The 24,523-nt window shown below is 42.8% G+C and carries 15 protein-coding genes; 8 read left to right on the forward strand and 7 right to left on the reverse strand.

The window, feature by feature from the left end; genetic code table 11:
• Positions 1-25 precede the first annotated feature (25 nt).
• Both GJB62_RS06685 and thrC read right to left on the reverse strand, forming a co-directional pair.
• A complete protein-coding gene (locus GJB62_RS06685; RefSeq protein WP_114083352.1) occupies positions 26-301 on the reverse strand; it encodes a ubiquitin-like small modifier protein 1 in 276 nt (91 codons plus the stop codon).
• An 80-nt stretch (positions 302-381) separates the two neighbouring features.
• Positions 382-1,692 (reverse strand): threonine synthase, encoded by a 1,311-nt coding sequence (gene thrC, locus GJB62_RS06690; RefSeq protein ID WP_114083351.1) that lies wholly within the window; start codon positions 1,690-1,692, stop codon positions 382-384.
• 836 nt (positions 1,693-2,528) lie between these two features.
• On the opposite strand from thrC, the gene GJB62_RS06695 reads away from it, so the two are divergent.
• The 5 genes from GJB62_RS06695 to GJB62_RS06715 all read left to right on the forward strand — a co-directional run bounded on the left by GJB62_RS06695 (position 2,529) and on the right by GJB62_RS06715 (position 14,172).
• Positions 2,529-5,009 carry a hypothetical protein gene (locus tag GJB62_RS06695; protein ID WP_114083350.1) on the forward strand — a complete coding sequence of 827 codons (2,481 nt, stop codon included), beginning with the start codon at positions 2,529-2,531 and terminating at the stop codon, positions 5,007-5,009.
• Between the two features lie 170 nt (positions 5,010-5,179).
• A complete protein-coding gene (locus tag GJB62_RS06700) occupies positions 5,180-5,743 on the forward strand; it encodes a DUF11 domain-containing protein (protein ID WP_114083349.1) in 564 nt (187 codons plus the stop codon).
• A 145-nt stretch (positions 5,744-5,888) separates the two neighbouring features.
• Positions 5,889-7,439 carry an isopeptide-forming domain-containing fimbrial protein gene (locus GJB62_RS06705; protein WP_114083348.1) on the forward strand — a complete coding sequence of 517 codons (1,551 nt, stop codon included), beginning with the start codon at positions 5,889-5,891 and terminating at the stop codon, positions 7,437-7,439.
• Positions 7,436-11,590: an Ig-like domain-containing protein gene (locus GJB62_RS06710; RefSeq protein WP_114083347.1), complete on the forward strand. Its 4,155-nt coding sequence runs from the start codon at positions 7,436-7,438 to the stop codon at positions 11,588-11,590. Before GJB62_RS06705 ends, GJB62_RS06710 begins: the two co-directional genes overlap by 4 nt.
• A 173-nt stretch (positions 11,591-11,763) precedes the next feature.
• Positions 11,764-14,172: a hypothetical protein gene (locus tag GJB62_RS06715; RefSeq protein WP_114083346.1), complete on the forward strand. Its 2,409-nt coding sequence runs from the start codon at positions 11,764-11,766 to the stop codon at positions 14,170-14,172.
• A gap of 69 nt (positions 14,173-14,241) precedes the next feature.
• Here GJB62_RS06715 and miaB read toward each other — a convergent pair whose 3' ends face one another.
• Both miaB and GJB62_RS06725 read right to left on the reverse strand, forming a co-directional pair.
• On the reverse strand, positions 14,242-15,606 hold the full coding sequence (gene miaB / locus GJB62_RS06720; protein WP_114083345.1) for a tRNA (N6-isopentenyl adenosine(37)-C2)-methylthiotransferase MiaB: 1,365 nt from the start codon (positions 15,604-15,606) through the stop codon (positions 14,242-14,244).
• A 136-nt stretch (positions 15,607-15,742) separates the two neighbouring features.
• Complete coding sequence (locus GJB62_RS06725; RefSeq protein WP_114083344.1) at positions 15,743-17,176, reverse strand: carotenoid oxygenase family protein; 1,434 nt, start codon at positions 17,174-17,176, stop codon at positions 15,743-15,745.
• Between the two features lie 225 nt (positions 17,177-17,401).
• Between GJB62_RS06725 and GJB62_RS06730 the strand changes: the two genes are divergently transcribed.
• Positions 17,402-17,863: a globin domain-containing protein gene (locus GJB62_RS06730; RefSeq protein WP_114083343.1), complete on the forward strand. Its 462-nt coding sequence runs from the start codon at positions 17,402-17,404 to the stop codon at positions 17,861-17,863.
• Between the two features lie 434 nt (positions 17,864-18,297).
• Here the strand turns inward: GJB62_RS06730 and GJB62_RS06740 are convergent, their stop codons facing one another.
• The gene (locus tag GJB62_RS06740) at positions 18,298-20,424 is read right to left on the reverse strand and encodes an NACHT domain-containing protein (protein WP_114083342.1); all 2,127 of its coding nucleotides are present in this window, start codon (positions 20,422-20,424) and stop codon (positions 18,298-18,300) included.
• A gap of 64 nt (positions 20,425-20,488) precedes the next feature.
• On the opposite strand from GJB62_RS06740, the gene GJB62_RS06745 reads away from it, so the two are divergent.
• Complete coding sequence (locus tag GJB62_RS06745; protein WP_114083341.1) at positions 20,489-21,253, forward strand: thioesterase II family protein; 765 nt, start codon at positions 20,489-20,491, stop codon at positions 21,251-21,253.
• Between the two features lie 236 nt (positions 21,254-21,489).
• Here GJB62_RS06745 and GJB62_RS06750 read toward each other — a convergent pair whose 3' ends face one another.
• Positions 21,490-21,891, reverse strand: a complete 402-nt coding sequence (locus GJB62_RS06750; protein WP_114083340.1) for a biopolymer transporter ExbD — start codon at positions 21,889-21,891, stop codon at positions 21,490-21,492.
• Entirely contained in the window at positions 21,875-22,528 is a 654-nt protein-coding gene (locus tag GJB62_RS06755; protein WP_114083339.1) for a MotA/TolQ/ExbB proton channel family protein, read from the reverse strand. Before GJB62_RS06755 ends, GJB62_RS06750 begins: the two co-directional genes overlap by 17 nt.
• A 342-nt stretch (positions 22,529-22,870) precedes the next feature.
• Between GJB62_RS06755 and GJB62_RS06760 the strand changes: the two genes are divergently transcribed.
• Complete coding sequence (locus tag GJB62_RS06760) at positions 22,871-24,340, forward strand: TonB family protein (RefSeq protein WP_114083338.1); 1,470 nt, start codon at positions 22,871-22,873, stop codon at positions 24,338-24,340.
• Positions 24,341-24,523: the final 183 nt, after the last annotated feature.

Genomic DNA, 24,523 nt, shown 5'->3' on the forward strand with positions numbered 1-24,523 from the left:
TTTTACTTATTTGATGTTTTCTGTATTAACCACCAGCAACAGCAGGGACAATACTTACTTCATCGCCATCTTTTAGGGCTGTGTTAATACCATCTAAATAGCGGATATCTTCACTATCAACGTAAAAATTTACAAACCGACGTAGCTTGCCTTCGTCATCGCACAACCGGGATTTAATACCAGGAAAGCTTTGTTCTAAAGAATCCAACAATTCAGCAATGGTGCTACCGTTGGATTCTAGAGTAGCTTGATTATTAGTCAAATTCTGAAGAGTCGTAGGAACTAAAACTGTTACAGCCATAAAAGTACAAAGTGAAGAGTTAGGAATACAGTTAAGAGTTAGGAGTCATGAATAAAAAACTCATAACTCCTAACTGCTAACTAAACGAGAACTTGTTGCCATTCCAAGCGATCGAGAGTACGCGATCGCTCTAGGGCGCGTTCAAAACTATCCAGTTTAGCATCAATAGTCAAGGGTTCACCAACATAGCCTTGGATTGCTTCTTGGGTTTTTAGACCATTGCCGGTGATGTAAATCACGGTAGTTTCATCTGGATCAATTTTGCCAGCTTCTACCAGTTTTTTCAGCACGGCCACGGTTGTACCACCAGCCGTTTCTGTGAAGATGCCTTCGGTTTCTGCCAGCAACTTGATGCCATCAATAATTTCTGCATCATTGACTGATTCAATGTTACCACCAGTTTTCTGAGCTAACTCTACAGCATAAATACCGTCTGCTGGATTACCGATCGCTAGCGATTTCGCAATTGTATTTGGTTTAACTGGTTTAATAAAGTCGCGTCCTTCTTTGAAGGCTTGGGCAATTGGTGAACAACCTTCTGCTTGAGCGCCACTGAAACGGACTTTCTTATCTTCTACTAAACCAACTTCGATAAATTCTTGGAAACCCTTATAAATTTTTGTAAATAGTGAACCAGATGCCAAAGGAGCAACAACATGATCGGGTAGCTCCCAGCCTAGTTGTTCAGCAACTTCAAAACCTAGCGTCTTGGAACCTTCAGAGTAATAAGGGCGCAGATTAATATTGACAAAACCCCAGCCATGTGTATTGGCAACTTCCGAACAGAGACGGTTTACTTGATCGTAGTTACCCTTGACGGCCATCAGCGTTGGGCTGTAAATCAGACTACCGATAATTTTACCGGCTTCTAAATCTGCGGGGATGAACACACAGCAGTCTAAACCGGCATGGGCTGCGATCGCAGCTGTAGAATTTGCCAAGTTACCTGTACTAGCGCAAGAAACGGTAGTGAAACCCAACTCTCGTGCCCTTGATAGAGCAACTGATACTACCCGATCCTTAAAGCTAAGGGTGGGCATATTAACCGCATCATTTTTTATATAAAGCTTATTTAGACCCAGGCGACGGGCAAGACGGTGAGAACGAACTAAGGGAGTCATCCCCGTTCCCACATCTATAACATTGTCAGTTGCGACAGGCAAAAAGGGGCGGTAGCGCCAAATTGAATTGGGCCCGGCTTGAATTGTTTCACGAGTGACAGTCAGACGGAGAGCGTTGTAGTCATACTTGACTTCTAAAGGCCCAAAACATAACTCACAAACATTACTGGCTTTGAGTTCATATTCGGCACCACACTCTTTACACTTTAAAGCTTGAAAGTAGGCAGTGCTGGTTTGGGTTTGGGTTTGGGTTTTGATTGCCTGAGTCATAAACTAGCTTTCCCTGTTTGTCTGTCACTGTCGCCTGATAGTAACACGAGTAAAAATACCAGTCAAACATACCCGACCTTTTTAGTCGGGTATCCCTGGTATTGAAAAAAATAATTACTGTAAAATTTTTATATACGTAATTGTCAAACTTAGTATTTATATTTAGACTTGCTTAGTCTGAAATCAGATAATAGTTTCCGCTACTCAGTGTAAACGCTGGTCATGGATATGATTAAATTGCATCACATCCATGAGCTATTTGCATTTTATTAAATTAAGATCGCTTTACTTGGTGATCGAGATCACTGACTTAATTTTTTATTTCATTAGACAAATAACTACACACAGTATCATGTATGCATAGCAGCAAATATTCAAAAGAGCTTTGATATATAGCTTGTAGGATGTTTTGCTTCTATTTCAAACACTACAATTTCTATCTGTGTTGCCAAAATAAAGTTAATTTTTCAGTTTTTATGCGTTCACTCATCGCTAAACAAGTTACTTGTTTATACGGAAGTTTTTTTTTGGTATAAAAGCTACATTGCTATTTACATCGAAAGATTCAGCAGAACACACTAGTAAATTACCTATATTTGCGATTGCTAACCTTGATAATCAACAGTGAGCGTAAAACAAGTAGGCAATAAATTTTCTGCCTATTGCCTAAATCTAGTAGTTTTTCAGGAGTCGTCAATAAATTAACTTTTCATATATGCAGCGCCCAAAACCTTAAGGCTTTGGGCAAGTTAGTCGGTAATTCTTTAAGGAATTGCCGAACTTTATCCTGTCTCAAAACCCAAGATACAAGTTCAGCAAATAAACAAACTACTTTCATGGTAAACCGAAAAAAATCTGTCAACAAGCAGCGCCAATGCTATCAATCTCTAGTAGCAACAGCATTATTAACTAGCAGCCTTTTCCAATTTATTGCACCTGTACTAGCTGACGGGACAGCTGGTGGTCAATCTATCAGTAACACAGCGACTGCTACCTACGAAGATCCCAACGCACCAGGAACAACTATAAATGCCACTTCTAATACTGTAACCGTCACTGTGGCAGAAGTTGCTGGAATCACCGTCACTGCCTCTGGTGTTACAGATAACAATGGTGGTGCTGTTGGAGTTAATGACTTACTAACTTACACCTACACCCTAACGAACGTAGGTAACGACCCCACCAAATTCCATATTCCCAACCAAGCAACAACAACCGGGCCTGGTACAGTTTCTGGTGTACTTCCTGCTGATAAAAATGGGGTAACACCAGCTAGTGGCACACTGCAATATAGTACTGACGGTGGTACAACTTGGACAAACGTAACAGCTGGTGGTGTAGATACAGCCTCAATTCCGGTTAGCGGTACTGTGTTGGTGCGTGTGCCAGTGACTGTACAAACTGGCGCTCAATCCGGTGACGTAATTAAAGTTACCCTTGGTAATACTCCTGGAGATGCCCAAAACCAACTGCGTAATCCCGATGGTGGTGACGTTTACACTGTAGATAACGCTGATAACGCAGGTGGTGGGGAAGTTACTGGCGCACCAGTTAACGGTACACGAGAATCTAGTATTACCCAGCAAATTCAAGTGGGTAACACTGTTAAAACCGTTGCTCTAGCCACAATACTCAAAACTCGGACAGCCTACAACCCTGGTAATACTTCCGTACTCAATGATGATGTACTGACTTATGGTTTAAGCTTGCGAGTTGAGAGCAATGACGTAACTAATCGGGGGCTAACACCCGCAGCTTTAGCTGGTACAAGTATCAATGTAGACGGTAGTCTTGTTCCTCGCATCTTAGTTTCTGATGCACTTCCAGCATCCACAACTCTTAATGGAACTCCAACTGCTCCTTCAGGGTGGATAGTGGTTTATGCTGGCGAAGATCCCGCAACTACAACTGCTGATCAGGCTCTGTGGAAAACGGACAAAACTCAAGTAACAGGCGGTGTAGTTAGACGGGTTGGTTTTATTAACAATCCTACCTCTATCTCTTCAGTTGCCACTGGGACAACCGTTACAGGCTTTACAGTACAAGTAACGACCACTGGAATCACAGGAACGACAGCGACAGATGTTAACAACATCGCTCAAGTGTTCGGTAAAACTGCTGGCGATCCAAATAGCCCACTACTCTTCGACGATTCAGGCGATCAAAACCCAGATAATATTGACCCCACTACTGGAGCCTTTCCTACTACACCTGACGCTGGCTATTATCCTACTACTCCCACCAATATTGATACGGGCAATAACAACCAAGGTACTAATTCTGTTATAGGAAATGTCAACCTTTATACTGTTTCAGTCGCCCAGGCGAACTCAGTTTTAAACGGGCCGAATAATGCACCGGATGCTACTGGGCCATCGGGTTTAACCAACGATGACTTCACCAACAAATCTTCCTTTGTTCCTCCTAACACATCACCGGGTAGTACGCTTGACCCACAATCAGTTGGCTTCACTAACACAATTAAGAACAACGGCACTAGCCCTAACGACATCACAATAGTGCCAACCGCACCAGCAACATTTACAGATTTGCCAAATAATACAAAGGTGACTGTTAGCTATAATAGTCAATCTGCTGTTTATACCTACAACAGTGCTACTGGTGTTTTTAGCATAGCAAACGGTAATACACCAATTAAAATCCTTGCTGTTCCTGCTGGTGGCATTGTTAATTATGGTGTAGAAGTTGACTTACCACCTGGTACGCAACTATCGACTGATATTGGTAAGGGCTTCCCAGTACCCATTACAGCCTTTATTGACACTAATAATAATGGTGTAGTTGATCCTCTTGAAGTCAACAACATCTCCATCGATCGCGTCTACACTGGCTTCTTAAAACTGTTGAAAATGTCACGAGTTCTACAAGGAAGTGGCCCAGCAGTGCAAGGGACTGATGGCACATTCAGTATCACTCCGAAGAACCCTGCACCAGGAAACATTATTGAGTACCAAATTCAATACACAAATATTTCTGATGTTCAATCTGGAACTGGTAACGTGATTTTGAACGCTGACAAAGTTGTGATTACTGAAGATGGTACAGCAGGGGGCAACAACTGGGCGCTAGACAACGACAATAACACTCAAATTGATACTAGCAACATTGTTGGTTCAGCAAAGGATTCTGGGGCTTCAACTATCCAGTTCTTCAATGGTAATCCAGCTACTAACTCTAGCATCGACCAAACCGGAACCACGCTAAACAGTGATGTCACAAAGTATGTAAATACTGCCACTGGACAGATTGCACCTGGTGTTCAAAGAACATTTATCTTCCAACGCAAGGTTAACTAGATAGTTTGATTTCACCCCTCTTTATTTGCAAAGAGGGGTGTATAGCACATCTGTATTTGTAGCTGGTGCTTTAATCCTAAAATGCCAACTACAAAATGATTGTTCCCCAGCGAAAACAGGGAAAGATAAATCAGCAATCGGCATTATGAAAGTTTTTTGAGGTTATTGATATGAAGCGTTTTTCTTTTGCAAGTTTAGGAGCGTTCGCACTTATTGTTACAGTGCCATTTGTTAGCCAAGTGCCAGGAATCGCTTCTCTATGGCATTCTACCAGTGCTGTTGCCCAAAATGTCAAAACTCAAGGGCAAATACAATTGCGCTTAGAAGCTGAGAAGCAAGTTATAGCACAGGATCAGCAGGGTAAGCAAAGCAAGACATGGCAACCTTTAAAAGGTCAAGTTGTGGTGCAACCAGGAGATGTGCTGCGATATACATTAAGTGGCGAAAATAAGAGCGATCGCCCCGTAAAGAATTTGATTCTCAATCAACCTATTCCTAAAGGAATGGTATACATACTGAAATCTGCGATCGCCACTAATGAGACTAAAGTAACCTACAGCATTGATGGCGGACGCAGCTTTGTCGAAAATCCTACTGTAAAAGTTACTCTTCCTGGCGGGAAAGTGGAAACAAAACCAGCACCAGCGAATGTTTACACCCACATCCGTTTGCAAGTGCCATCAGTTCCAGCCAAGAAAACGGTTAAAGCTATTTATCAAGTCCAAGTTCGCTGATTCGTTATGCCTGATATCACCCGCCTGTAGCGACTTTTTTGGGAGTCAAGAGCGAAAAACAACGTGCTTTATAAGGAGAATCGGAGGGATCTTCGATAGATAAACAAGTGCTTTTATTAACAAAAAAAGTGGCATTCCAGAGGAGATGTGTTCAGTGAGCCGTCCTCAAAAGAAAAAACAAATTACTTATAGGAGTAGCTGGTATCAAAGGTTAACAGCTACTGTTCTTCTGGGGAGTTTTTTGCAAACTACTATATCTATACCAGCGATCGCACAACAGACTAACAATCTGGGTGTGTCTTTGCCATTAATAAATCAAGCTACTTATACTTATACAGACTCTGCTAATAATCAAAAATATGATGGAACTTCTAGTCAGCTTAATGTTAGTCCTAGCCCATTAGTCGATCCATTAGGGCGGATATTAGGTTGCGCTGGTACTATTTTGCCTGACTATACAGGTTTTTCAGTTGGCGTATACGAATCTAACCCTAGCGACCCAACGGGTACAGAATTAGGCGGTTTGCTTTCTTTGACTCGAACAGAGTTACCCGATATTCCTAATAACAACGTTCCTGGCGGTAAGTCGCCAAATACCGAGAATAGTAACCCCTACTTCGTTACGAATAACCCTGCGGGTGTCTACAATTTCCTACTTGATCCGAATAAGGGTCAAACTGATCCAGGTAGAACTTATATTTTCGTAGTTAATCCACCGCCAAATTCTATCTACAAGCAACGGCGGATCAAGATTGAAATCGTTGGTACCACTGGCACACAAGGTAATAATATTGTGCGATATATCGCTAGTTCTCTGGATGGCCAACCAATCAGCCTTACAGGTGAAACTAGGGTAGAGCAAACGGTTGTCTTAGTTCCGAATGCAGAAGTAGTAGGACTGGACTTATTAGCCTTTGAATTCAGTACAAATCTGTGCCAAGCCAATCAGTTGCAGATTGTCAAAACAGGCGATCGCGCTACGGCTGAACCTGGAGATACGGTAATCTACCGGATCTCGGTAAAAAACCTTGCTGATGCTGGTTTGAATAATATATTTGTCACCGACAACTTACCTTTAGGATTCCAGTTTTTACCTAAATCTGTGCAGGGTGAGTTAGATGGTCAAGCAATTACTATCACCTCAGAACGCAATGGAAACACGGTGACATTCCGCACAAATATAACAGTTCCTACGGGAAAAACTCTGAATATTGCTTACGCGGCTCAACTAACAGCCGATGCTGTGCGTGGTAACGGTCGAAATAGTGCGATCGTGAATGCTCAACGAGCTGATAACCGTTTTAGCACCAAGGATGGCCCAGCAACGCACCAGTTAAAAATTCGTCCAGGAATCGTTTCTGATTGTGGCACGATTATCGGTCGCGTGTTTATTGATAAAAACTTTGATGGTGAACAACAACCTGGTGAACCTGGAGTCCCCAATGCAGTGATTTTTCTGGAGGACGGAAACCGCATCACCACAGATCCGAATGGTTTGTTCTCCTTAGCTAATGTCTTACCAGGAAGTCATACAGGTGTACTAGACCTCAGCAGTGTACCGGGTTACACCCTAGCTCCCAACCAAAAATTCCGTGAACGGAATAGCCAATCTCGCTTAGTGCGTTTAGAACCTGGTGGCTTGGTACGTATGAATTTCGCTGTCACCCCCGCCTTCCAGGAGCCAGTCAAAAAATGAAACCCAGACTGCACCATACAACTATTTTCAACCTGAAGATGATGGGGGTGATGCCAGTAGCTCTCAGCCTCGTTTTGTATCCTGCCATAGTTAAGGCAGAACTTACAAATGAAAATCTTTTTTTCCCCGATTCGCCTTCACAATCAGACAAAGGTGTCGAAGATCCTGAATTTTCAAGGGATCTAGAAAACCTCTCTTTTAAGACGGGAGAGGCTTTGAATTCTCCCCCATCCTTACAAGCTACGCTGTACACACAAGTTATCGAATTACCCCACCCTAACCCTCCCCTTGGAAAGGGGAGGGAACTAGATTTTCTTTCCCCCCTTTACAAGGGGGGATTAAGGGGGGTAAAACCCGGATCTCAAAGTAACTCCGATTTGCGTGTACACGGTAGATCCTTACAAGAGAAGGAGGCTAGAAGTTTGGTTTTTCCAAATAATGTGAAAAACCAGGATGAGGATCAAGCGGATCGGAATAAAGTTGCTGAAAAAAGTATAGATTCAAGTTCTCCCCATCTTTTGGGAAGTTCTGACAAGCAACTTCTACCTCTTGAACTTCCTTCAACTAATACTTTAATTTCAGATGTTCAGCCAAGTGAAACGGAAATACAAGTATTTCAACCAGCAACTTCTGTTGATTTGCCCAGAGGTTTACGCAAACTAGCAGGAATTAAGAATGAAGAACGCAAAGACACAAAAATAGAGCTTCAAACTTCTCCAACGGAAATAAAAGCATTTCAACCAGCAACTTCTGTTGATTTGCCCAGAGGCTTACGCAAAATAGCTGGAGTAACTGAGGAAAATCAGAAAATTCCCCCCGCTTCCCCCATCTCTACAGGAATAAAATTCCTGATGCCAACTGCTAACAACATTGTGGATGTTCCTGCTACCACAGTGATTGTGCAATTCCCCGTTGGAAGCGCAGTAGAATTACGGTCTAATGGTGTATTAGTAGATCCTTCCTCAATTGGACGAACAGAAAGCGATGCCAATACTAATTTAGTAACGCAGACATGGTATGGTGTTTCGTTAAAAGAAGGTAATAACACCATCTCTGCACAAGTAGTAGGAGGGACAGAACCTCCTGTAACGGTGCAAGTCGTAGTCCGGGGAGCGCCACAGCAAATAACCTTAGAAACTGTTGAGTCTCGTATCCCGGCGGATGGACGTTCTACAGCTACAATCAGAGGTCAACTGATCGATGCAAGTGGTAATCGCTCTAATCGTGATGCTGTTATCACTTTGATACCTACTGCTGGGGAGTTGGTTGGGAAAGACTTCAAACCCGATGAACCCGGATTTCAAGTAGAGGCGAAAGCGGGGCAATTTACGGCTAAGTTGCGATCGCAACTCAAAGCCCAAACTGTCACAATTCGCGCCATCGCTAATAATTTAGAAGCCTTTACCCAACTACAATTTGAAACCTCACTGCGTCCGAGTTTGGTTACTGGCGTAATAGATTTACGTTTGGGCGCTAGAGGTACAGATTATTACGGAAGTTTCCGTGATTTTCTCCCGCCTGACAAAGATAACAGAACGCAGTTAGATTTCCACTCGGCGATATTTGCCACTGGTGCGATCGGAGAATGGTTGTTTACAGGCGCATACAACAGTTCTCGTAACCTCAATGAAGATTGCAATTGCGATAATCGCCTGTTTAGAACTTACCAATCCAGCGAGCAAAATTATCCTGTCTACGGCGATAGCTCGCAAGTTGATGTCGTTGCTCCTTCCATTGACAGCCTATATGTGCGTTTGGAGCGTTCAACTGGTATCCCCGGAGCCGATCCTGATTATGCCATGTGGGGTGACTACAACACAGAAGAATTTGCGCGGCGATCGCAGCAGTTTACTTCTATCACCCGACAACTTCACGGTTTTAAAGCTAACTACAACTTAGGGAACCTACAAGTTACAGGTTTGTATGGCAACCACTTAGAAGCTTTCCAGCGAGATACTATTGCTCCCGATGGTACTAGCGGTTATTACTTCCTCTCTCGCAGAATACTACAACCAGGTAGTGAAAATGTCTTTATTGAGTTAGAAGAACTCAATCGTCCTGGAACTGTACTAGAACGGAAACAGCTTAACCGTGGCCCAGACTATGAAATCGATTACGATCGCGGTACTTTATTATTCCGCGAACCTATCCTTCGTACCGATATCGATCAAACCGGACAAGTATTGGTACGCCGGATTGTTGTTAGCTATCAATATGACAGCGAAGATTCTGATAGCAATATCTATGCTGGTCGTTTGCAATATAACCTTTCCCGCAAACTTAACCAGGAAAGTTGGATAGGAGCAACTTATGTCCAAGAAAATCAGGGAGTACGTGATTTTCAACTCTACGGTGCAGATGCGCTGATTTCTTTGGGTAATCAAGGTAGGTTAATTGCAGAATATGCCCATTCCACTAATGATTCTGATGTTGTAGGAAAGGTTAGTGGTGAAGCATATCGGTTGGAAGCTGAGGGACAAATTACTAACGGGATTCAAGGTCGTGCCTATTATCGCTTTGCCGATACAGGTTTTGCTAATAATGCCACTATCAGCTTTGTCCCAGGACAAACCCGTTATGGAGCGCAGGTTACAGCTAAACTCACTTCAACTACAAACGTCAGGGCGCAGTACGACCACGAAGACAATTTTGGCATTGCTCCCCAACCCTTAGATACCTTTGAAGAACTATTTGCACCCCGCTATGAGTCGATACCTGGTAGTAAAGTTGATAATTCCCTAACGACAATTTCCGCCGGGATTCAACAACGCCTGGGTAGTGCCATTATTGATGTGGATTGGATTCATCGTCATCGGGAAGACCGCATTCCCGACAGCGCCCTCAGTGGTACTTCTGACCAAGTGCGATCGCGTTTTACAGTTCCTATTGCTAAAAATCTGACTTTCCAAGCCCAAAATGAAATCAGTTTATCTTCCCAAAAAGATAGTGTTTACCCAGACCGTACCATCTTCGGGCTAAATTGGGCAGCAATTCCTGGTGTAAATATCAGTTTGGCCCAACAGTTTTACACTAGTGGTCAATATTCGGGTAATTCCATCACCAGCTTGAGTGTCAACGGTGAACACAAACTTGGATCGGATACTACCTTGACTGGTCGTTACTCAATTTTGGGTGGTGCAAATGAAATGACTACCCAAGGGGCGATTGGTCTAAATAACCGTTGGACTATTGCTTCGGGATTGCGGCTGAATGTTGCTTACGAACACGTATTTGGCAACTTCTTCGGACGGACTGCGGCGGGTCAACAATATGCCCAACCCTTCGCCTTTGGTCAATCAGCATCTGCGATCGGATTTGATGGTGGCGATAGCTATAGCGTGGGGCTGGAATACAGTGATAATCCGCAGTTTCAAGCCAGTGCCCGTTACGAACATCGTTCTTCTTCTGGTGGTAGCAATACAGTAATTACCGCAGGTGCTGCGGGTAAAATTTCTCCGGCTCTCACCGCATTGGTACGTTATCAACAAGCTGGTTCATCCAATCAAAAGCTTTCAGGACTGGGAGACACAGCTACTTTAAAGTTGGGACTAGCTTATCGTGACCCCAATAGCGATAAATTTAATGCCTTATTGCGTTATGAATATCGCAAAAATCCATCAACTATCCCTGACACCATCCTCTTAGGTAGTGGTACGGGTTCTGAAGACCATACTTTTGCTTTAGAAGCTATTTACGCTCCTAACTGGCAATGGGAGTTCTATGGTAAGTATGCCTTGCGTAACAGCACTTCTTACATAGCCAGCGATTTAGCTGGTACAAATACAGTAAATCTGGGCCAATTACGCGCTACCTATCGTTTGGGATATAGCTGGGATTTGGTGGGTGAGGCTCGTGTAATTAGTCAGTCTAGCTACAGCGAAACAGGCTTTGTAGTAGAAACAGGCTATTATCTCACGCCTAACCTGCGTGTTTCTGCTGGATATGTATTTGGTAAAGTTGATGACCGGGATTTCTCAGGAACACGTTCCGCAGGTGGCGCATATTTGGGTGTCAGCGTCAAACTCAACGAACTATTTGATGGCTTTGGACAGCAAAAACCAGTGCCACGTCAGCCACAGGAATCTGCAATGAATACTTTGGTTGGTAAACTCAAGGCTGCAACGAAGGGGATACAAAAGCGTGAAATATAAAACAACTATTTAATAAAAACACTACCACTATCAATCTGAATACAAATGGTAGATTATTTACGATTTCGGGAAAGCTAGAGACTGAAGATTTGTTTGAGGATAATCAGTCCTCATTGATGATTATGGTTCAGGTAATCAATATTTTTTAAAGGTTATTTTATGGTGATTTACTAATGAAGAATTTATGGCAAAATCTTAATATTTTTAGCTGGGGACTTCTCGGTGCGACATTAGTACTTCAACCTACAGTAGCGCAAGCTCAATATATCCAGCGATCGTTCCTAAATCCCAGCTTTGAGCAACCTGTTTTTAGTAATAGTTGTTACATTCAAGTGGATGAAAGTCAGATCCCCGGGTGGACAACAACTCATAGTACCAAGCAAGGGACAGCTTCTTGTGCAACTACTGGTTTCACTACATTAGGTCACATCATTGAAATTTGGACAAAAGGATTTAATGGTGTTAACACAGCAACTGGTGCAGGAAACCAATTTGCTGAGTTAAATGCTGAAGAAGCTTCTGAATTATATCAGAATCTATGTCTATATCAAAATGAAACAATTACGTTCTCTCTCCTACACCGTGGGCGGTCAAAACCAGATATTGCTGATGTAGCCAATTTTTTAATTGGACTATATACCGATCCAACAGCAACTGTTTTTGGCAAATTTTCAACAACTAACAATGGAACAGTTACGGCACAACCTGTCGCACAAAATGGTGCAACTATTCCTACTGTCACTAACAATAACGCTGGAAATGGCTGGGTGCGATACTCTGGAACTGTTCCTTACACTGGGGCTTCAGCAAATAAACCTGTAGGGTTTGCGGCCGTTTCTACGGGGGGTGGGAACAATACTATAGGTAATTTCCTTGATGACGTGCAATTTGCTGGTAAACCGGTGCTTGAGTTCACGGCGAGTTCAGGTGGTGCAGCAGAATCGGAAACTACCCCTACTACTAACCCACCTAAACTTAGGATTGTTGGTTTAGTGCCAACTGGGGGGATCAGTGTTCCGATTTCCGTTTCTGGTACAGCCGTTTTGGGTACAGACTACAATACAACATCAGGCACATCCACTTTTAATATTACTATCCCTGCGGGCAACTACGACGGCAGTGATGCTACTAGTGTCTTTACCATTCCTTTTACTGTCATTAATAACAACGTTCCTCAAGGTGTGAGGACAATCGTATTCACCATACAAACTTCAACTAGTTTTTTCGCCAGTTCAACAACGACTTGTGGTGGTTCCCCAACGATCGCTTCCAGCTACACAATCTATGATGATGATTTTCTAAGCGGCAAGGTTTGGGATGATGCCGATAATAGCGCTAACAATACTTTTACTAATATCAATACTGGTTCGGAAACTGGCACCAATGCAGGTGGGTTATTAAATGCTATTCTCGTTGATTCTAACAATAAGGTCTTAAAAACAACACCTGTCGCCGCAGATGGTACTTATACTTTTCTCAATGTTCCCTTGAATCAAAGTAATGTTAAAATTATTTTAAGTACAACTGCTGGCACTATAGGTAATACTGCCCCTGCGACCTCCCTGCCGTCTAACTGGGTCAATACTAGCCCACTCACGACAGCTACTTTTAATACTGCTACAAACATCTCTAGTAAGGACTTTGGAATTGAGCAGTTGCCCAATACTAATAATGTCACTGGATCTACAACAACAAATCCAGGGGGAACCAATACTGTACAAGTTCCAACACTATCTGGCACTGACCCGGAAGATGGCAACCTTGGTTCTGGCAACAGTTTCAAGATTGTTAGTCTGCCAACTAATGGAACTCTCTACTACAACGGTGTAGCTGTGACAGCGAATCAAATTATTACTAATTACGATCCGACCAAATTAACAGTAGATCCGAACATAGATGGCGCTATAACCATCACTTTTACTGTAGCCGCAGTAGATAAAGCAGGCAAAGAAGATCCTACACCTGCTACGGTAACTATGCCATTAACTGCGTTATCAGCTGCCAAACCTCAGCTAATTTTAGTGAAACGCATCACCCGGATTAACAGCCAGAATTTAACTAGCATTGTAGATGGTCGCAGCGACGTTTCTCCCAATGCTGCCAACTACGTAGCATCTCCTCGTGACACTGATGATGATAGCAGTAACACATGGCCCACTAATTACTTACGCGGATTGATTAACGCTGGGATAGTCAAACCAGGAGATGAGTTAGAATACACTATCTACTTACTTTCCAATGGTTTAGGTAATGCAACTAGTGTCCAAATTTGTGATTTAGTTCCTGTCAATACTACTTTTATTCCCACTGCCTTTAATGGTCTAACTCCTAATGATGGTGGTTTATCAGGGGTAGATCAAGGTATTGCTCTTGCGCTTGGTTCCAGCACTCCTACGGCTTATCTAACCAATGCACTGGATGGCGATCGCGGAAGCTTTTATCCTGCTAATGAGACAGTCCCATCTTACTGCGGTGCTAACATCAATGGGGCAGTGGTGGTAAATATTACGCGAAGTCCAGATTTACCCAATCTCGTTAAAGATTTTTATGGTTTTGTCCGCTTCCGCGCTAAGGTGAAATAGCTTTGAGGAAGAAAAAAGGTTAAATATGAGGTTCCTTTTCCCCTTAACCTTTTCCCTTTAACCCTCTTTTCATACTGGTATGGCTTGTCTCACTTCAACTGGTTCACCCGTTAGGCTAAAAGGGCGAACTTCGGTAATTTTTACCTTCACTAACTGTCCTTTCAATTCTTTGATATCGCCACTGAAGAATGTCAGACGATTACCATCAGTGCGTCCCATCACCTGGGTTTGATCTTTGGGATTTTGGTCTTCTACTAAAACTTCTTCGATGCGTCCAAAGTAACGTTGCGATCGCTCGGCTACTTTCAAGTTTCCTAGATGATTGAGCCTTTGGAGGCGATCGCTTTTAACTTCTTCACTTAGTTGATTGTCCCACAAAGCAGCAGGTGTCCCTGGACGCGGTGAATATGCTGCTGTGTTCAACATATCAAAGCCAATATCTTCCACCAGTTTCAAAGTATTTTCAAACTGTGCCTCTGTCTCCCCAGGAAAACCGACAATCGCATCAGCACTAATGGAAGCATCTGGCATATACCGCCGAATGGTATCGATAATCCGACGATATTTTTCATGGGTATAACCCCGCGCCATCGCCTTCAAAAGTTCATTATCCCCAGATTGAAAGGGAATGTGGAAGTGTTTGCAGACTTTGGGTAACTCAGCGCAAGCCTTAATTAATCTCTCTGTAAAATAACGGGGATGGCTAGTAGCAAATCTTAATCTTTCAATTCCCGGCACATCATGGACGTAATAAAGTAAATCTGTGAAGTTGTGCAGATGCCGACCTTCTACTGTCGCTCCTGGTAAATCTCTACCGTAAGCGTCAATATTTTGACCAAGTAAAGTAATTTCCTTGTAACCTTGCCGTCCTAATTCTTCCATTTCAGCCCGGATCGCTGACGGTGTGCGAGATTGTTCAATACCGCGCACATTCGGAACTACGCAATAGGTGCAGCGTTCGTTACAGCCGTAAATTACATTTACCCAAGCTGTGACTTTACTATCCCGTCGCGGTTGGGTGATATCTTCAATAATATGAACAGACTCGGTTGCCACAACTTGGTTGCCGTCAAACACTGACTCCAGCAAATCTTTAAGACGGTTGGCGTGTTGTGGCCCCATTACCAAGTCTAATTCTGGGACTCGCCGCAATAGCGCTTCACCTTCTTGCTGGGCAACGCAACCAGCAACTATGAGGGTTAAATCAGGTTTTTCATGTTTGCGCTTCGCTTGTCTGCCAAGGTAAGAATATACCTTTTGCTCGGCATTATCCCGAATTGTGCAGGTATTGTAGAGAATTACATCTGCATTATTCGGATCTTCTGACCATTCAAAGCCCATGTCTTCCAAAACGCCAGCCATGCGCTCTGAGTCAGCTTTATTCATCTGACAGCCGAAAGTAGTGATGTGGTAGTGGCGTTTAGAAGTGGTCATGGGCAATTCTGCTTAATCAGCGTAATGTATGTAAGGTTTTTTTTATTCTAACCCGCGTAAGGCAGTGACCAGATGCGATATGTTTTTTAACGCAGAGGAACGCTAAGGGAAACGCAGAGGTAACGCGGAGGGGTTATTAGGCTGGGTTCCATGTGCCGTGGAAGCTGTGGGGGATGACGCTGGGTAATCCTAGTTTGCAAACGGGTTCGGCATCCAGGCGATCGCTATCAAATACCCAAACTTCGCTACTATGAGAATTACCATCGTAGACAACGGTTAACACCCAACTTTGTTCAGGGTTTTGGGTGTCTTGGGCGTGGATGGGTTCTGAAGGATAACAATTTTCTCCAAAGTCTGCTTCGGTGAGGGTTTCGGTTTTGTTGTCGTAGCGGGCGATCGCATTTGGTACTTCTTGGCTAATATCTGTTTCTGAACGGAATATTGACATATATGTATACCGAGAAGCTTGTCCTACGTTTTGCTGTGGTACATTCGGAAATTCACAATGTCTGTTTAATAGTTGCTGAATTGACGTAACTTTGCCAGTTTGAGGATGCAAATGAACTCGCGTTAGTGTACTTTTAGCTGGGGTGTGAGTCTCACCTGTAGCTACTTCCTTGAGATATTGGTTAGTTTGAAAATCTTCATAACGGGCAATATCTACAATCACTGAACCGCTAGCATCTACATAACCATTACCAAAATGCCATTGAAACCAAGGTTCGGTTTCTCCACGACTCACCACAGATAGGGTTTCGCGATCGATAACTAAAATCTGAGTTCCTAATTTAGGTTGCCACTCTAGCGAATCACTATAGTTGTTTATCCCTATTAGCACGGGTAAAATATTCAATCGCACTGGCGGAAGGAAAAATACAAGATACTGTCCTGCTAAAACAAAATCATGCATCACTGGTATACCGTCTAATTGGTATGCGGCTTGTTGGATAATCCGGCCAGTCGAATCGCTTTTGTAAATATTCAGCGTCGTCTTTTGTCCAGGGCTGATGCCAAAGTTAAAAATCTCCCCTGTTTGTTCGTCACGCTTATAATGTGCGGAATAGCTTAATCCTTTAGTTAACCCCCCTAAATCATCTTCGCCCCAAGTTTCTAAAGTTTGTAAATCGAGGGCGTGAGGTTTACCACCTTCCCACAGTGCCAAAAGTTTATCTGGAAGTGCTAGCACCGAAGTGTTGGCAGCATTTTTGAGGGGCTTTTGCCATTGATTCCAAATTGGCCCTGGTGCAGTCATGCCATAATTGCCGTAGAGTAGTTTACCTGCTGCGGCTTCTTCTTGATAGCCAGAGGTTTGCACGTAGCGATAAACCCCGGTTGCACCTGCATCAGTAAAATTTACAGCCAGAATTGCTCCATCTCCATCGAACCAGTGTCCCATGCGAACGCCACCGCGTTCTAGCCGTGCGGGGCCATTGCGGTAAAGTGTTCCACGCAAGCCATCTGGGATTTTGCCAGAGATAATTGGCAATTGGGTAGAGGGGAATTCTTTTGCTGGTTTAGCGATCGCACCTGCCCAGTCTTTTTTAGTTGAATTTGGAGTAATAGTATGCATATTAAATTAGTATCTGATAAATAATCAATCTATACAACTGCATTCTACAATTTCATCATGAATTAGTTGTATATTCATGCGTTACGCTAAAGCCGTAACTCTTCCTGCTGGCTGACTCCTGACTTCTGAATTTTGGCTCCTGCTATATATGAGCTAGCTCATAGTAACTGCTAGAAATAAACAGTAAATTCAAATCAATCAAGATTCTAAGCGGTTCCAAAAACTATGGTTAGCCAACAAACAATAGATATCGTCAAATCTACAGCACCTGTTTTGAAAAAGAACGGTGAGCAAATCACAACTCGGATGTATGAAATCATGTTTCAAAATCATCCAGAAGTCAAAGAACAATTTAGTATGGCGGCTCAAGCAGATGGTTCTCAGCCTGCGAGATTAGCAACAGCAGTTTATAGCTATGCTAACCAAATTGATAATTTACCTGCTTTAAAGTCGATGGTAGAAAAGATTGCCCATCGTCATGTGCAGACTCATGTTACACCAGAGCAATATCCTATTGTTGGAGAAAGTTTACTGCAAGCCATGAAAGATGTTTTGGGAGACGCTGCTACAGAAGAAGTGATGGCGGCTTGGACTGAAGCTTATCAGGAATTGTCTGAAGTGTTCATTCACAGAGAACATGATATATATGTGGATGAAGAGAAAAAACCACAGCTTTTGCATTCTTAACAACAGGACTTAGAACTTAGTACAGCATTTCATTAATTCGTAGCAAATTAAATTTGGCAATATTCTACAATGCTAATGCGTCAGCTTGCGTTTTTAATGCGTCAGCTTGTATTGTTAATGTATCGGCTTGCATTGTTAATGCGTCAGCTTACATTGTTAATGTATCGGCTTGCATTAAAAAAGTAAACGATGAAGTGCTGTCTCAAAAAGTGGGAACTCTTCTAAATAAAGTTCTGTTGCTTCCCATAAATTAACAATAGCTTCTTCTATCGTCTCTCTTTGGCTGGCGGTTCCCACTTCTGGACATTCAGCTACATAAACATCCTCTTCCTAATGCAAGATTGCTGTAAAGGTTCGAGTTTTTATATCCTTAGCCTGTTGTAATGAACTCATGGAGCGTTTATTTGGCTATTTTTTCATTTTTCTCTTGTTGCTTAACTACCTGGAACCAACAACATCCGCGCCTCAATTGCTTCCCAGGTTTGGGGTGATACCCGCACTGCTGCTTGTTTGCACTGGATGATGAGGTGATTGGCGTAGAGATAATTTTCCAGTGCTTTTATTTCTTCCTCAGATAAATCGATCATTTCTAGGGTGAGATGGAAAGCTTTGAGTAAGGTTTGTTGCAGGTGTTTAGCAAATGCCCGACGCACTTCCCTTGGCTGTTTCTCATCAGGAATTGTAGCTTTGAGTGCTTCTAGTTGGGCGCTCAGCATAGTAAAGTTGACGTTATTGAAGATATCTGATTTTTTTAGTTCACCACTATTTTTGATGGTGATGGCAATGGCCTTAGGGTCGGCGTTGGCAATGATGTTGGCATTGGCAATGGTGCTGGCGATGGCGTTGGCGTTCACGATAACATTGGCGTTGGCGTTGGCTATGGCGTTAGCGTAAGTCTTGGTTCTGGCGATGGCATTGGCGTTAATGTTGGCGTTAGTGTAGGTGTTAGCAATGGCGTTGGCGATAGCGATGGCGTTGATGTAAGCTCTGGTAATCGCAGATGCACGTTTGCGTACAGGTTTCAAATTACTTACTGATCCAACTGTTACCTGTTCTGCCCAGTTTAATAATGCTTGCAACTTCGGGGTGTTAATATATTTTTGCGCTTCCTTTTGCATCAACAACAGCAACTCATCTGCACCACTCCCCATTAACTCAGCTACCAATAAAAACACCTCATTCCAGCGTTCATCTGTCAGGTGTTCAGTAACTAATTTCTCAACTTGACGATGGTCATTAATATACCGTGCTGTAAAATATTCCTGAAGGGTTAGATGAGAAAAAGAGTAAATACCATCTGTACGTTCTACTAATACTCCATGTTGTACTTCAACGGATCTGAGAACATCTGCCCCACTGATAAATTTTTCATCAGGTAGCATTTCCGCTAGCAGTTTTTCAATTTTATCTGCAATCTCCCGTCGCGGTAAAAATAAGCGGTCTTGCTGAAATGCATCATGGGCAATTTCAGAAAGCATCATTTCTTTACGTTTGGTATTTAGCCCCTTATAAAGGTCTTCAGGGACAATAATTTTTTCATCTGCCCATTCTTCTAGCAGAACTCTCAATGCTCTTTCATAAATAGTCGCTCGATTAGTAGGAAATTTGTGAGAGCGCTGGTAAAGTAAACACACCAAAGTCAGCAATAATGGCGTGTGTGTTAATTCTTTAGCAGCAGTGTGTTCAGGGCTATTGAGTTTTTGCCAGCAATCTTTACCTCTATCCGGTTCACTTCTAAACCAATTACTAATAAAGCTTTCAATTTGAATGTCCCCGAAATCTGCCATTGCCACATCGGTAAAGCGGCGAAAATTGTGGCGATACGCTGCTCCCCTACAAGAAATAATGAAGCGATTTTTATCATATTTGTCAACAAAGTTTTGAATTTCGCTAATTGCCTCGGTCAAGTTTTTTGTTGGTACTTCATCCAAACCATCCAGCAAAATTAGTAATTTACCTTCTTCTAAAGCTTTGGCTGCAAATCGTTCAGGTGATGGACAGCCGCAAATACCAAACTCTTCAGCAATAAACGTTTCAATATTGAGCTTGCTGGATGCAAACCTTTCCAATACGATAAAAACAGGAATGCAAGCGTGTTTAAACCCTTCTTTTTTACCTTTGAGTGCTTCTATTCCCATCTTCCGCAAAAATGTAGACTTTCCTGCACCAGACCCACCAATAACCATCAGATATTGCTTATCATTAGCAACTTTAATTCCTTCTTGTTTATCCCCATCTTGAGATTGAAACCTTCGGATTTTAGTTTGGCGATAGACATTTTCTAAATTTTCAATAGATTGAAAACTCGTATCATCATCTAAAAACTGCACGGCTGTATAGAGCGATTCCAGCTTGACATGTTCACGCATTCCTAATACTTTGATAATGCCATGCCGTTCTTCGTACTTCTTTTGATATTCATTTGATGCAGCAAAAATTAACTTCTTGGTTTTTTCATTTAGAGTTTTGCCCAATCCTCCTAAAACCTGACCACCGATTTGGACAAACATAGCGGCGACACCGCTAACGGCTGATATCGCCCAAGGTTCCATTCCTGTCATAAAATTATCAGTTAATATACTTAAAAATTAAAGCAAAGTTGTATTATCAACTCTAAGTTATATTATGACAACTACACCAAGCTTCAATTCCTGGGTTATCTGTCCCCAACCAAATCCGCAAGCAAACTTGCGTTTATTCTGCTTCGCCTACGCTGGTGGTAGCGCGGCAATTTTTCGCACATGGCCTAATAATCTACCGAGTAATGTCGAAGTCTGTGCTGTAGAATATCCGGGACGGGGAAGACAGATTAAGTCAGCACCCTTGACGCGATTAGAACCTCTTGTGGAAGCGATCGCACCAGTTCTGTTACCATACTTAGACAAACCATTCGCCTTTTTCGGTCATAGTATGGGCGGATTAGTTAGCTTTGAGTTGACCCGTCTACTTCGCTCTCAGTATAATCTTACTCCCTTTCACCTCTTCATCTCTGCTCGTCGCGCTCCGCAATTGCCACCCATAAAACCACCCCTGCATATCCTATCAGACCATGATTTGCAAAACGAGCTACGCAGTCTTAACGGTACACCCAAAGCAGTGTTAGAAAGCGAGGAACTAATGCAGATATTTCTCCCGATTTTGCGGGCAGATTTTGCAGTTCTAGAAACTTATATTTACACTCCAAAACAGCCACTAGAGTGTCCTATTACTGCTTTTGGTGGTTTGCAAGACCAAGATGTTAGTCATGAAGCTTTGCAAGCATGGCGAGAACAGACCATCGCTGCTTTCTCATTACATGAGTTCAACGGCGACCACTTTTTCATCTATTCACACCAAGAGTTATTACTTAAACTTATATATCAAGAATTGCAGATGCGTAACGGTAGCTGATAAGCTAACGCGCCTACACATTGCAATATTTTCCGTGTAGACCGTCATTAGTCATTTGTCATTAGTCATTTGTGTTTACCAAGGACAAAGGACAATTGACCAAGGACAACCTCACCAGTTGATGTGCAATCTTATTTGCGTAGCAGCTTATTAGTTATTAGAGAAAAAGGAGTTAGGAGTCAGAATATCGAATTTTCCTGACTCTCTGAACTTCTGATGTACAACATTTCTACTTTTTATTTTTGGGTAGCGATCGCTAACTTTGCTCCTTCAACTTTACGAACCCGATCCATCACCGCTACTACTCGACCATAATCAACTTTCTCATCAGCATTAATAATCACCAACACATCTCGATTAGAACCAACTAAAGCGCGTATTTGCTCTGTCACATCATCAACTGCAATTGGTTTACGGTTCAGACTTATTTGTTCTTTGTCATCTACCGTAATCGTAATTCTGGTGGGAACTTGCTGTTGTTTCGCTGTGCTAGCCTTCGGTAAATTTACTGGTAAACCTTCTGAGCGGGTTAAAAACAGAGTTGACATGATAAAAAATGTCAAAATTGCAAAAATCACGTCAATCATCGGCACGATGTTGATCTGTAATGGAAGTTCTGGCTCATCTGGTAGACGCATAAGTTTTTTCTCCTCTTTCATAACGACGGCGGTAGAGTAATTCTAACTGTCCTCCATACTCCTGAATTAGTGCGATTTGCCTTTGGTACAATCCCCGGAAAGTATTAGCAAACAAGAGTGTAAAAATAGCAACGATCAATCCTGATGCGGTTGATACCAAAGCTTCACTAATCCCAGATGTAACGCCAGTTGTTTTAGTACCTCCCACATCACCAAGGTTTAGGGAGGCAAAGGAGGCAATCAATCCTAACACAGTACCGAGAAGACCTAATAATGGTGCTAGCCCGATAATTGTCTCAAAAATGTTTTGGAAACGTTTGAGTACAGGTATCTCAGCCTGAGCTTCGCTTTCTAATGCCAAACGAAATTCCTCTGGATTTGGCTCTTCCAATTCTAAAGCCGCAAGAAAAATCCGTGCCAATGGTAAATCTGCGTTTTTCTGAAGTTTATCCATTGCGCCGACAACATTATCAAGACGGTAGAGATTCAAAACCTCTCGCACCACGCGGTTTTGACGCTGATTAATCCGTACCCAAAACCTGATCCGCTCGATGATCAGTGCCACACCCAATACCGAAAACGCCAACAGGGGCCACATGACCACACCACCTGCTGCAAACAAATTCTGAATTCCCATGTAGTGCCTCTATAACATCATCCACAATACAAAATCAGACTACCAGAATCTAGTTCAAAGCTGAAACTTTTTCTCAATAAAATATAAAATATAATGATAACTTTTTCAAATGTAGCCATCATGATTTTTATTTAATTGTTCGTTTGCTTTGCATAAAAAAATTTAATTGGATTGAAACAAAAATTAATTTTGTTCAAATACCATGATATTGGTGGTTTTAAAAGATGTTTTTGCTAGTGAAGGGTTCCGTAAGGCGATCGCAATTAATTTTAATTTTTGACTTGATATTTGTAACCTTGCATTCTAAGATGGCTAAATTAGTGAGAATAGGTAGCAATAGCTATGAGTTTTTCTGGCATTACTGTCGAGCAACGTTCCAAAGAAGTTGAGGCTCTCAAGTCTTTTCTGACTTACAGTCTGATAGGTTCACTGGCGCTGCATATCGGCGTACTGTCATCAGGCATAAGTAATTATTTGACGAGAGTGCCTACAGGAGAAGATGAAGCGATAGAGGTGGCGATCGTGGATTCTCCGGCTGTGGAAGCAGAAAAACCGCTTGAAAAAATTCCAGAAGAACCCAAAAAAGAACCTGAAGTTGTTCAAAAACAATCTATAGAAACTCCACAAATACAAAAACCAGTACAAGAATTGATTGAAAGATCGACAATTCAACCAGTTCAACAACCGCAACAAACTATTCAAAACCCACAGCCAGTTCAACAACAACCACAACAAACAACTCAAAACCCACAGCCAGTAAATAGGGAAATTGCTCCGAAACCATTCGTCCCTGTGACAACTGTTGCTCCTCAGAGTGGTGGCGGTGGTGGCTCTGGTGTTGGTTTAGGCTCAGGTAGCGGTATTGCTGTAGGTACAAGCAGTGGTAGTGGCGCTGGTGGAGGAACTGGCACTGGCTCTGGTGGTGGCATTGGCAGTGGTACTGGCACTGGTGTTGGCTCAGGAATTGGCTCTGGCACTGGTAGTGGTGTTGGCTCAGGTAATGGTAGTGGTATTGGCTCAGGTATTGGTAATCAAACAGAAAATCGTCCGCCAGTAGCAACAGCGCCAACAGCACCAACATCTCCAAAAATTAACAGTTCAGGTAATGGTAATGGTCGTGCAGCCTGCCGCGAATGTAATGCCAAATATCCAGAAGCAGCAAGGCGGCGAGGAGTTGAAGGTAGAGTAGAAGTAGCTGTTGATACTGATGCACAAGGCAATGTTACCAATGTTCGGGTTGCTCGCTCCAGTGGAAACCGCGATTTGGATGAAGAAACTGTAAGACAGGCGCGTGACTGGAAATTAAAACCCGCAGAAGGTGGTAGACAAGGGGTATCAATAGCCACTGAATTTGCCATACAAGGTTCACGGCGATCGCGCCAAGTTCAAGAACGGAAAAGACAAAGAGAAGCAGAAGAGAGAACCCAACAGACAACGGCTGCTAACTCCACAGAAGAAGCTCCAAAACGTAGGCGCAGAGAGTTGACACCTTCATCTAATGAAGTTAGAACCACAAGACCAGCAATATCTGGATTTAGTAGACGATTGGAACCTCAAACAAGGGAAAGTACTCCTACCAACTCATCATCTGGAGCTAGCACAACTCGCACTCAAGGAAGTGCAAGAGAATCTCTACGCCGTATCCGTACTGAACGAGCGGGTAGCAATTCATCACAAAAGCCACAACCAACCGCAAATAGGCGGCGGCGAAGAGACAACTCTAACCAGAACAAGTTGCGGGACTCGTTGCGCCGTTTACGCCAACAACCCCAATCGCAACCTGCTGCACCGCCTGCTACAAGTCAGGAGTAGAAATGTAAAAGTGTTACCAATACTTTTCGGATAAACCCAATAATCTCTCTTTTGGTCTGGGGAAAGGTTAAAGGGGAAAGGGAAATTCAAACCCTTTCCCTTTCCCCTTTTCCCCTTAACCGAAAAGTATTGGAAGTGTTACGTCTCTAGAAGGATGTAGAAATTCCTGATTTTTTGTGAGCA

Source organism: Nostoc sp. ATCC 53789 (assembly GCF_009873495.1).
GTDB classification, from domain to species: domain Bacteria; phylum Cyanobacteriota; class Cyanobacteriia; order Cyanobacteriales; family Nostocaceae; genus Nostoc; species Nostoc muscorum_A.